The organism is Clostridium chromiireducens, assembly GCF_003575225.1.
GTDB classification, from domain to species: Bacteria; Bacillota; Clostridia; order Clostridiales; family Clostridiaceae; genus Clostridium; species Clostridium chromiireducens.
On record NZ_QXDJ01000001.1, the window covers coordinates 344156 to 355497 of the forward strand.

The window sequence follows — 11342 nt, forward strand, 5'->3', positions numbered from 1 at the left end:
GAAACATCTTTTTAAACAAACTCAAAATTAAAATAAAATTTCAATATACATTAGTTAAACTATCTTCAATATTTAAACTATCTATAAAACATTCAACTATTTTAGGATCAAATTGTGTCCCTGAACATCTTATTAATTCCTTAACAGCCTCCTCTTTACTCATAGCCTTTTTATACACTCTATCATTAGTCATTACATCGTAAGAATCAGCAACATTTATTATTCTTGCTATTAAAGGTATTTCTTCTTCTTTTAGACCTAAAGGATATCCTGTACCATTCCATTTTTCATGATGTGTTAGCACGCATTTCGCTATATTACCAAGCTCACTTGATGCATTAATGATTCTATACCCTTTTTCTGTGTGAGTTTTCATTATCTCAAATTCTTCTTCGGTTAATTTTCCAGGTTTTAATAATATATCTTCATTAACTCCTATTTTTCCTATGTCGTGTAAGCTGGCGACCAGCGCTAATTCATCTAAATCTGATATTTTTAACTGAAGTTTTTTCCCTATAGCAAGCGCATATTGAGATACTCTTTCAGTATGCTCATTTGTTTCCATATTTTTTTCTTCCAAGCTTTTTTTTAGCGATTCCATTATTGAGCTTCTAATACTTTTCTTTTCTAACAGCTTCTGGCGATATACTTTTTCCTCTACCTTAGTGATACAATCATATATATTATCCTCTAAAGAATGTTTAATAGCTTCTCCTAATGCAATACTTAATTGCATAAATTTATGTTCAGCTTGTTCACATTCTTTAGTAATGTCTCGAATAATCTGCTCACACTTTAATTCATTGCAGTTTGGAAGAAGTATTATAAATTCATCTCCACCCCATCTAAATACATATCCATCCGGCTGGCATATATCCTTGAGTATTTGTGCTATGCTTCTTAATAAATTATCTCCGTCTAAATGTCCTAATGCATCATTAACTAATTTTAGTCCATTAACATCTCCCATTATTATTCCTAGCGGAAGATATTCATTATAGTTTAATTCCTTAACTTTCTCTTCAAAACTATATCTATTATATAATCCTGTAAGTATATCTGTTTCGCTAAGGTATCGAAGCTTCTCCTCCATAATTTTTCTGTCAGTTATATCTCTAGACAAGCCAACTAATCCCCATACGTCTCCCCTCTTATCTATAACAGGTATCTTTACATTCTCTTCTACAACTTCCCTGCCATTTTCATTTTTTATCCTCTGTTCAAAATAAGTTGCCTTCTTAGTATTCATAATCTTCTCATCTTGTTCAATGAACTTTGAGGCCACTTCTTTATCATTATATATTTCTAAATCCGTCTTACCGATTATATCGGTTACACCTCTTTTATTGTAAAACTCTTCGAACTTTTTATTATATCCTATAAACCTGCTTTCCTTATCTTTATAAAAGATTGATTCTGGAACTGCATCTATTATTGTTCTTAATATATTTTTTTGTTCTTCAACCTCAGCCTCTCTTAATTTTCTATCATTTATATCTACTATTATTCCTGCAACCGCGTAAGGCTTGCTCTCCTCATTTAATATTGGAAAGATAAAGCACTCAACAACTGCTCCATTTACTATTCCTTCCACAACATTCAATTCGAGATTATCAAGGCATTCCTTTATTTGCTCATTATATATTTTTGCTTTTTCTATCGGAAAAGCCTCTTCATTTTTCTTCCCTATAACATCTTCTAATCTTACATTATACATTTCTTCATAACGCTTATTAAAAAATATTATGGTAGAATCAATTTCTTCAATCCATACTGGCCAAGGTATGTAATTTAGAAATGATCTATATATCTTCCCTAAACACTTTTCATCCATACTCTGGTGTTCCCCTTTATTAGTTATGTTACTTAAATTCAATTTTACCCTCTCATAACATAAATGTCTATAAAAGCAACCACAAATATTATAGATTTCCAATGCAAAAGCTAGGATTAAGTGGGCATAATTACATGAAAAAAGGTACCCTGTTGCCTTGTTGCTATAAAATACAACGCTCTGCAAAAGAATACCCTCTTTTTCTAGTATTGAGTATGTTTTAAATATATATAAGTTACAAATCCTAATTTAAATCAGTTTATAAGCTTTATATACTTAAAGTTAATTATATTCACTATCAGTTATATTTCTATATGATACATATGTTGCATATAAATATCCACCATATACAACAACCATCATTAAGGCCGTTATAATAATTGGTTCAAGCTTATTTCCAGCACCTAGTGCAACTAAATATTGATTCACTACTTTGATCCCAACATATGAGTGAACTATCGAAAGTGCTAATGGTAAGATAAAGAATATAGACACTTGCTTAAAAATACTTCTATTAATCATACTTCTTGTTGCACCAATTTTTCTTAATGATCTATACCTTTCTAACGAATCATTACATTGCGATAATTGCTGAATTGCAAGAACTGCTGCACTTGATAATAAGAATACAATTCCCATATAAATAGCTATAAACAATATCATTGCAGATAATCCTCTGCTCATATCATATGCCATTTCTCTAGTACATCCATGAATTATAAAGTTTAAGTTTTTATACGCAGAATTATTATCAAATGCAAAATTACTTAAAATAGCGGTCAACTCTTTTTTAGATTCTTCTCTATTATCACCGACAAAATTCAAGTTAATTGTTTCATCAGATACTTCTAATCCTTTTACTAAATCATCTGGTACTATTAAATTAAATATGTTATCACTTGTAGGCGATGTTGTTAGAGCTTCCGTTTCTATTTCTCCGTCTTTTATTTTATATTCTTTGTCCGCTATATTTATTGTCTTTTCTTTTTCAACAAATGATTTAAGTATGCCTTTTAGCGGCTCATAGTTTGAAGATACAATTATTTCATTATATTGCAAATTCACACTTGGCTTTCCTTTTAATTTTCTTATGTCATTATATTCTGACAGCTTAATCATATTAGTTTTCTCAAATACTTTTAAGTTTATGATTTGTTTATCCTCATTAGTTGTGGCATATTCATCTAATAAATTTTTAGTGCTCATATTATATTGATATTGCTCAAATATAACATACTCAGCGTTACCTTCTAAATTATAATCTAACTGTTTCAAGGCGTCCATTATTGAGACTTTCTTATTATTATCATCAACTGCTTGAAACGATGCATCAAATGGAGTTTGATTTTTTAATGTACCTTCTAAAGAATTCTTTACTCCTAATCCAGTTGATAATGTCCCTATAGTAACAAATAGCATTAAACAAATTATAGTCATAGAAATGAAATTAGTATTAAACTTACTTGAGATTTGTCTTATACTAAAAATATTCAATCCATTTAGATATAAGCTTTTATTCCTTTGAAGCAGCAGAAACATAACTGAAGCTATTCCATAAAAGAAAAATGCTGTACCTACGATTCCAAGTACTATTGAGGCTTTAAATCTGGTATCATAAAAATCTAAGCCCGCAAGATTAACCAAGTAATATGCGTATCCTAAAATAGCTAATGATAAAATCAACATAGTTGCTGCAATATAAGTATTTCTTATTTTTACTCTTTCATTTTTTCTGTCTGCGCATATTAAATCAATTAATTTATATCTTGAAACAATGATTACATTAAATATCATAACTAATAGATACATTATTCCAAAATATAAAACGGTTTTAAGTATCGCACTCGTAGAGATAACAAAACTATATTTAGTCATTTGTATAGCAAAAAGTTTCGCTGTAAATATTGAAAGTATTTGGGCAAATAACATTCCAAGTAATAGTCCTGCAATTAACGATATTATCCCAATAAATAAAGTTTCAAAAAATAATATCTTTGACATTTTCCTTTTTCCCATGCCTAAAACCATATAAATGCCAAACTCTTTTTTTCTCTTACTAATCAAAAATTTAGTAGCATATATTATTAACCCACCTAATATGACTGAAACTCCAACTGATATAACAGAAATAAGCCTTTCCATAGTTTTAACATACTCAGTTTGTCCTGCGTTCATATCTGCCATTACAGATTGAGATCCAATTGAATTAAAACTATAAAATATACATACTGCAAAAGTTAAAGTTAAAAAGTAGATAGTATAATCCTTAAAACTTTTTTTAACATTATTTAAGGCTATTTTAAAATACATCTTTTGAGTCACCTCCAAGAAGTGTAACAATATCTATTATCTTGTTAAAAAATTCTTTTCTTGAATCTTCGCCTCTTACAATTTCGTTAAAAATTTTACCGTCCTTTATAAATAATATTCTATGAGCATAACTTGCTGTAAAAGCATCATGAGTTACCATCAAAATGGTTGCATCCAACTCGTGATTTAATCTTTCAATAGAATTTAGTAATAATTTTGCTGATTTAGAATCTAATGCACCAGTAGGTTCATCTGCTAAAATTAATTTAGGGTTATTAACTATTGCTCTCGCCGCAGCTACTCTTTGTTTTTGCCCTCCTGACATTTGATATGGATATTTATTTAACACATCCAATATATCTAAACTCTTAGATGATTTCTTAACCAGTTCATCAACTTCATTTCCCTTTTTTCCCGCTATAGTTAATGCTAATGCTATATTTTCATATGCAGTCAATGTATCTAATAAATTAAAATCTTGAAATATAAAGCCTAACTTATCTCTTCTGAATTTTTCTAATTTTTTATTCTTTAACCTCGTGATATCATCTTCATCAATTACAATAGCTCCAGTTGTAATTTTATCTATAGTAGATATACAATTTAAAAGGGTCGTCTTACCACTACCTGAAGGGCCCATTATTCCTACAAATTCTCCCTTCTCAACCTTGAAACTTATATTATCAAGCGCCTTTGTCACATTCTCTTTATTTCCATAATATTTTTCTACATTCTGTACATTTAAAATATTTTCCATAATGCTCCTCCTAATTGGTTAATTAATAAGCAGATATAATCCAATTTTATTATCTTCTTATTTGCTCCATGAATATATTTTAAAACTAACTGTATCTATTTCATATTGAAGTACCTTTCAACTAACTTACAATTTTGTAAGTTAATTTTCCTAACTCAAAGTATATCAAATAATCTATTACTAGACATAATAAAAGAGTAAGGAATTATACTCTTCCCTTACTCTGCTTGTAATCTCTACATTTTATATCATAGGTCTAACTTCTCTAGTAGTCTTATTTACATAATACCAGCTATTAGATTCATAATAGTATCCCTTATCATCATAGCAATGAACCAAATACGATTCTCCATCATCAGAATCTACTTTAATTATTTGTGGGATATATTTATAACCTTTTGAAAGATAATCCTTTATCACCTGGACAGCTTGCTCTTCAGTGAAAATATTAAATACTTCATGAGTTGCAAGGTTTGTAAGATTACCATTCTTCATTTCATATACGTTGCCAGTTAATACGTGATAATAGAACTGTCTAGTGCCCCCGTTATTCTTACTTATGAAACACATAAATATATTTCCATCGATATTATTCGTCCATTTATAGGTTATTTCTTCATTTACATATTGCTTTATTTTCTCATAAATATTATTCAATTCTTGTGGATAGTTCGATGTTGTTTTAGAATGGACCATATCACCATCAGCACTTAAATAATACCACTTATTGTATTGAGTGTCGTAAAACCATCCTCTCTTCATGGTCCCATCTTCTGGGTTAAAATAATACCACCTATTATCTATTTCCTGCCATCCTGTTACATATCCATAATCCCCAATATATTTCCATTGATAATTATCTTCCTCCCATAATGCATAAGCATTGGTTGAAACGCAGCTTGCAGTAATTACTGCTGCAAATAATATTAAACAAATAAATTTCCTGCTCATCCGATACATTCTAAAATTCCTCCCTAAATCTAATATCCCAGTATATAGGCCTCAACTTAATAAATTAACTTTATATTCAAAAACAAATGTATTAAATATTACCGTATATTTGTAAAGTCACCAATCGGAAAAATTACATTAACTCTGGTTCCCTCACCTTTAACTGAACTTAGATTTATTCCAATACTCAATTTATCACTAAGCTTTTTACACAAATAAAGTCCTATTCCTGTAGATTTTCCATACTTTCTCCCATTTTCCCCTGTAAATCCTTTATCAAAAACTCTATTAACATCACTTTGTGGAATCCCTATTCCATTATCCTCAATAGCCAATATTAAGTTATCTTTTCCAAGTGTTGTACTTACTCTTACCATTGCATTTTCACTTCTACTATATTTTATAGAATTAATTATAATTTGGTTTATAATAAATTTCACCCATTTAATATCTGTAATAACTGTCCCTGATACTTTTTCAATATCAACAGATATCTTTTTGTTTATAAAATCGCGTCTATTATTTCTAATGGCCTCTTTAACTGCTTCTTTTATCTCAAATTCCCTTACTATATAATCATTATTGACATCTGTGCTTCTAGAATAATATAAAGCTTGATTTATGTATTCTTCAATCTTTCTAATTTCATCTCCTAGAGCATTTTTCTCTTTACCTTCACTATTTTCAATAATCAATTTAGAAGAAGATATTGGTGTTTTGATTTCATGAACCCAAGTTTCAATATACTCTCTATATTCGTTTTGAAGATGCTTATAAAAATTAACGTGCTCATGCATATTTCTATTACAATCACTCAAAACTTCATAAATAATTTTTCCTTCATAATAATTAGGAGATCTTATGACTTCCGGTAAAAGGTATTTTTTATCTAACTTATCAAGGATTCCAATAATATCATCATAAAATTTCTTCTTAGCAAAAAAATCAATCAGAATATATATGATTAATGGACAAAACCAAATAAGAAAAATCACAAACATTATTACACTTGGTGTTTTTACTACACTCATTATAACCAACGTTAATAGGTATATTATCAGATTCATTATGAGATATGGAACTTTTGAAGCAAAATAGTCTTTTATTTTCATAATAGTATATATCCGAGTCCTCTCTTTGTTTCTATTCCATCGTTAAAACCTATTTCACATAATTTCTTTCTAATCCTAGTCACATTTACGGATAAGGTATTATCATCAACGTAAAGATCTGAATTCCACAAATAATCCATTAAGTCTTCTCTACTCACTATACCTCCCTTGTTTTTTAGCAAACAGAGTAGTATCTTTAACTCATTTTTAGTAAGGTCAATGTTATTTCCATTAAAACTCACACTTCCGTTAGTAACATTCAGTTTTAATCCTTTATGTTCGACTATTTCTTGGATTGAATTATTGCCAGAAACACGCCTTAATACGGCTGCTATTCTGGCAAGTAATATTTGAGTATTATATGGTTTTGTTATAAAATCATCCGCTCCAAGATTCATACTCATAATTTCATCCATCTCACTATCTCTGCTCGTTACAATTATTATAGGTATATCTTTTTCTTTTCTAATTTCCCTGCATATATAATATCCATCATAGTAAGGAAGATTTATATCAAGTAAAATCAAATTAGGTTCGTCATCTAAGGCTATCTTTACTATATTTTCATAATCGCTTGGTGAATAAGCATCGTATCCATAACGTGTTAAAAATTCAATAAGTTCTTTTTTCATATTTTCATTATCTTCTACTATCATAATTTTAGACATATGAATTATTCTCCCTTTTTATACAAATGCAAATCTTAAGATCCGCTTATATTATCGGCTTTATTAATTTTGAAGTTAAGTATATTATTCCCCCATTTACCCTGGCTTACATAAACACCACAAAATATTAACATTCCTCCAAGTATCATTAATCCGCTGATTTTTTCACCCAAAACAATGCTAGATGATATCATTGTGATTATCGGCACAAAATATATATAATTTGTAGTTTTTACTGCTCCTATAACCTTTACCGCTTTATTCCACATTAGAAAACAAAGTACTGATGCAAATATTGAAAGAAACAATAAATTCAAAATAATATCTGTCCTCAAATTTGGCACCTTTGTTATATTAACCTTTGTGATAAATAAAATAGGCAGCATAGTTATAACACCATAAAAGAATGTCTTTTTCACTATTAAAAGCTGATCATATTTATTATCTACCTTTTTTATTAAAACTGAATATATAGAAAATAAAATTGCAGAAATTATTGCCATAAAATCTCCCCTTGGGTTTAATCTTAATACTTTTCCATTATATATAACAATAGATATTCCTATAAATGCTATAATAAATCCAAATAACATATTAACTGTGAATTTTTCATTATTAAATATAAAATGAGAGATTAATGCTGTAAAAATAGGTATAGAAGAAGATATAAGACCAACATTTGATGCATACGTATATTTTAGTGCTAAATTTTCAGTCCAATAGTATAAAGATATTCCACTAGCTCCTAGAAGAACAAATAGCATTTCCTCTTTTAACGGTAGAAATTTAAAATTTTTAGGACAAATAACAATTAAAATAAGAAATGCTATAAAAAAGCGATAAGCCAAAATTTCTTCTGGCGAAAGCTCGGTTAACAATATTTTAGTTGAAATAAAAGTTGTCCCCCAGATAAGTATAGTCAAAATAGCCATTAAATTTGCAAAAATAATCTTACTTTTCATTTATAATTACTCCTTTAGCTTTTTAATTAATTACCTATTAGAGTAATTAATTATTATTTAGTCCTGCTATGAACCTAAGTAATTATAAATTTAATTTTAAAATTAGTATTGTAAAAAATTGAACCGACTTAGATATTTCTTTTATATATCATTGGTGTTACCCCAGTATACTCCTTAAAATTCTTTATAAAATGACTCTGATCATAAAAGCCACTTTCAATAGCTACACTAACAAAATCTTTATTAGTTTGTAATAATCTCTTAGCATGATTTATTCTCAAATTAGTTATATATTGATGTGGAGATAAACCATAATAATCATTAAATTTTCTGATTAAATAAAATTTACTTATATTTATTATATTAGACAAATCTTCAAGTCTTATATCCTCCAAATAGTTTAAGTCTACATATTCCTTAATCTTTCTAATATTTGAATTGATATTTTCTGATACATTTTCATCCAGATACAATTTGTCATTGTTGAGTAAAAGAGAAATGTAATTTAATAATTTTGATTCATTTTCTATAGTATCATTTCCCTTTTCAATATCATCAATTAATTTAACTACATCTAAAAATATCTTTTCATTTATTTTCATATAATCAAATCCTATATCTTTACTATTAGTATTGAATCCTGATTTAAACCATTCTGTATTAATATATAACATTTTAAAATTCCAATTTTCATAGTTTTCTGGATTACATCTATGAGAAATATTGGGAGGTATTATTAGAAATGTATTCTTTGTAAGGTCGTAGATATTTCCTTCTATTTCAGTTTTAGAACTCCCACTTTCAATTAATCCTATAGAAACTTCTTCATGAAAGTGAGTCTTTGATGAATGTATAGCGTTATTACATCTTTTTATTTCAATATTTCTATTATTACTATTAAAAGAATATCGTATCCCAGTCATTTCTCTCCCCCAATATTACTCTTATTAAATCACTTATATAATATACTAATTATATACCATATTTACCAATTACATTTAGCATTTTCGTCGATTTATTCATAATCCTCCGAAATTATCATGCCCTTTAGGATGCAACAATATTTCTACTTTATGGCGGATTATAGCATAAGTCTAGGTTACGTGCTTGTTCATAGATATTCAAATTAGTATTCTACTTATAAATAAATATTTTTAAAATCTCGGTAAAACTTTTGTTACTATTTTCACTAAAAATTATAAATATTTTCATAGTTTTTCGGAATAAAAATATTTATAATTTCGGTAAGTTATATGTTAGATATCTATATAGATAAACAAATTAAGACTTAAACTTATACTTTGAAAAATATCTCAACTAGAAATAAGAAACATACTTTTGTGGAATGTTTCATTGGGAATTTTGATGGATGTAATTCTTAGGCTATAAGTTGTTCCAAATGTGCTAGTTCAGAGCTTGTTCTTTGATGCTAGCACTTTGGGCACAACTTATAGCCTTAGAATTGCCCATAAAAATTCCCTAGAAACTGGAACAAACGTATGTTTCTTATTTCGTTGAGTTATATACATAAGTCTAAGTTATATGTTGTTTATCTATGATGGACTTATTTTATCTTTCATTCACAACTTCTTTTAAAGTATTTGTCCCATTTATTGCTGCTGGAAATCCCGCAAACACAGTCATCAAAAGCATGATTTCATTTACCTCATCTATTGTTAACCCAATATTCAGTCCTGCATTTATATGAAACTTCAATTGTGGTTTAGCATTTCCCAAGGCTGTTAACGCTGCAATTGTAGCAATCTGCCTATATCTTTTACTCAAATTATTTCTGCCAATAATATCTGCATAGCTATTTACTACAAGCTTAACTAAGTCTGGTGCAAAATCATTATACGCTTCTTCAAGAACTTTCACTTGATTACTATCTAATTCTGAGAGCTCCTTCACCCCAACTTCATACCTCTCTGATGGCAGTATTTCATTTGTAGGTTCGTCTCCAACAATATCATTCATACCTTCCATTTTTCGTTCATTAATCACGTCTTTTAATGCATTCATTGCATTTATAGATGTTGGAAAACCAGAATATCCTGACATTTGAATTATCACTTCTTTAATCTCATTAATTGTACACCCAACATTTAGAGCTCCATTTATATGAACTTTTAACTGCGGCTGCGCATTTCCTAATGCTGTTAATGCTGCAACTACTGCAATTTCTTTTGACTTTAAATCAAGTCCATCTCTTGAATAAATATCACCAAAGCTGTACTCTATGATATATCTGCCCAAGTCAGGAGATATATCCTTCAAACCATTTTCTACCTCTTGACCAGCTTTTCCATCTATCTCAAGTAATTTTCTATATCCTCTTTCAAATCTGCTTTCCTCTTTCATTAATCTTTTCCTCCATTTCATTATAAATCTTGATTTTATTTTCTACATAGTCTTTTGCTTCCAATAATTTTTTAATTTCTCTATTTATTGATTCCAAATGATTTTCCATCATATTTTTTCTTTCTGAGATTGTATCATCTCCCATATGTCTTAATCTTGCATATTCTTTCATCTTGCTTATATTCATTCCAGTGTCCCTAAGTCTATTTATCACTTCAAGCCATTTCAAATCTTGTTCAGTATAAATTCTTTTTCCCGCTGAATTTCTTTTAATATCTTTAATTAATCCAATACTTTCGTAGTACCGTAAGGTGTGAGCTTTTAATTTGGTTATTTTCGATACCTCACTTATTTCAAATTCTAACATATACTTCCTCCTACAAAAAA

At 28.6% G+C, this 11342-nt stretch carries 10 protein-coding genes; all 10 read right to left on the reverse strand.

Features of this window, described 5'->3' with window-relative positions:
- Window positions 1–40: 40 nt before the first annotated feature.
- The gene (locus D2A34_RS01430; RefSeq protein WP_119365487.1) at window positions 41–1834 is read right to left on the reverse strand and encodes a sensor domain-containing diguanylate cyclase/phosphohydrolase; all 1794 of its coding nucleotides are present in this window, start codon (window positions 1832–1834) and stop codon (window positions 41–43) included.
- Between the two features lie 282 nt (window positions 1835–2116).
- Window positions 2117–4144: an ABC transporter permease gene (locus D2A34_RS01435; RefSeq protein WP_119365488.1), complete on the reverse strand. Its 2028-nt coding sequence runs from the start codon at window positions 4142–4144 to the stop codon at window positions 2117–2119.
- The gene (locus D2A34_RS01440; RefSeq protein ID WP_079440200.1) at window positions 4134–4901 is read right to left on the reverse strand and encodes an ABC transporter ATP-binding protein; all 768 of its coding nucleotides are present in this window, start codon (window positions 4899–4901) and stop codon (window positions 4134–4136) included. The genes D2A34_RS01435 and D2A34_RS01440 overlap by 11 nt, the downstream gene beginning before the upstream one ends.
- A 243-nt stretch (window positions 4902–5144) precedes the next feature.
- Window positions 5145–5852, reverse strand: coding sequence for a cell wall-binding protein (locus tag D2A34_RS01445; RefSeq protein ID WP_243128203.1), 708 nt, complete (start codon window positions 5850–5852; stop codon window positions 5145–5147).
- 98 nt (window positions 5853–5950) lie between these two features.
- On the reverse strand, window positions 5951–6964 hold the full coding sequence (locus D2A34_RS01450) for a sensor histidine kinase (protein ID WP_079440198.1): 1014 nt from the start codon (window positions 6962–6964) through the stop codon (window positions 5951–5953).
- Entirely contained in the window at window positions 6961–7632 is a 672-nt protein-coding gene (locus tag D2A34_RS01455) for a response regulator transcription factor (protein WP_119365489.1), read from the reverse strand. The genes D2A34_RS01450 and D2A34_RS01455 overlap by 4 nt, the downstream gene beginning before the upstream one ends.
- A 35-nt stretch (window positions 7633–7667) precedes the next feature.
- Window positions 7668–8594, reverse strand: a complete 927-nt coding sequence (locus D2A34_RS01460; RefSeq protein WP_079440196.1) for a DMT family transporter — start codon at window positions 8592–8594, stop codon at window positions 7668–7670.
- A 128-nt stretch (window positions 8595–8722) separates the two neighbouring features.
- Window positions 8723–9517 (reverse strand): AraC family transcriptional regulator, encoded by a 795-nt coding sequence (locus D2A34_RS01465; protein ID WP_119365490.1) that lies wholly within the window; start codon window positions 9515–9517, stop codon window positions 8723–8725.
- Window positions 9518–10163: 646 nt separating this feature from the next.
- Entirely contained in the window at window positions 10164–10955 is a 792-nt protein-coding gene (locus D2A34_RS01470; protein ID WP_119365491.1) for a carboxymuconolactone decarboxylase family protein, read from the reverse strand.
- The gene (locus D2A34_RS01475; protein ID WP_119365492.1) at window positions 10933–11322 is read right to left on the reverse strand and encodes a MerR family transcriptional regulator; all 390 of its coding nucleotides are present in this window, start codon (window positions 11320–11322) and stop codon (window positions 10933–10935) included. Before D2A34_RS01475 ends, D2A34_RS01470 begins: the two co-directional genes overlap by 23 nt.
- Between the last annotated feature and the right edge of the window lie 20 nt (window positions 11323–11342).